The sequence below is a fragment of the Actinoallomurus acaciae genome, assembly GCF_042429965.1.
In the GTDB taxonomy this organism is placed as follows: Bacteria; Actinomycetota; Actinomycetes; order Streptosporangiales; family Streptosporangiaceae; genus Actinoallomurus; species Actinoallomurus acaciae.
The window spans coordinates 1-595 of the sequence record NZ_JBHLZP010001276.1 but is presented as its reverse complement, the minus strand read 5'-3'; the positions used below and the strand labels follow the sequence as shown (position 1 = coordinate 595).

1 pseudogene is annotated in these 595 nt (G+C 77.3%); it reads right to left on the bottom strand.

Annotated features, from left to right (window positions below):
• Positions 1-595, bottom strand: a pseudogene (locus tag ACFFNX_RS52060) (ATP-binding protein); the annotation flags it as partial.

Genomic DNA, 595 nt, shown 5'->3' with positions numbered 1-595 from the left:
AGCGGTCCGGGCGCGACGTGCCGCCGGTCCGGCGCGAGCGGGAAGGTGGCGAGCAGCAGCGCGGGCAGCCCGAGGGGTTCGTCGCTGGGAGTCGGGGCGTGGATCACGGCCGGGACTCCCGGGGGCGGTTCGCCGTCGGGCACGGCCCACCGGACCTGCCAGCCGGCGCGCTCCTCCACGGGCCGGTCGGCGAGCAGGGACGCGTCGGCGGTGCCGCGTGCCTCCGCCGTGTGCCAGGTGCGTCCGTCGATGGTCACCGTGCCGGTGGTCACGCCGCGGCGTTCCTCGTCCGGATGCCAGGTCGCCGTGAGGGTACGGGGCTCCCCGGCGTCGATGACGATCTCGGTGAGCGCGGGCAGGGCGATCAGGAGCGCGGGTCCGGCCTCGTCGAGCAGCCGCCGTACGAGGGTCTCGGCGGCGGCGTCGCGCAACGGCAGGCGCACGACGGTGTCGTACCCCTCGGGGAGGCCCATGTCGTCGCCGGGCCACGTGTCGTCGCCGGGCCACGGCAGGCGCAGCAGCGGCACGTCACCGCCGCGCCGGTCGAGCTCGTCCGCCAGCCCGGGGACGGCCGCGACCTCGCGTACGACACCGG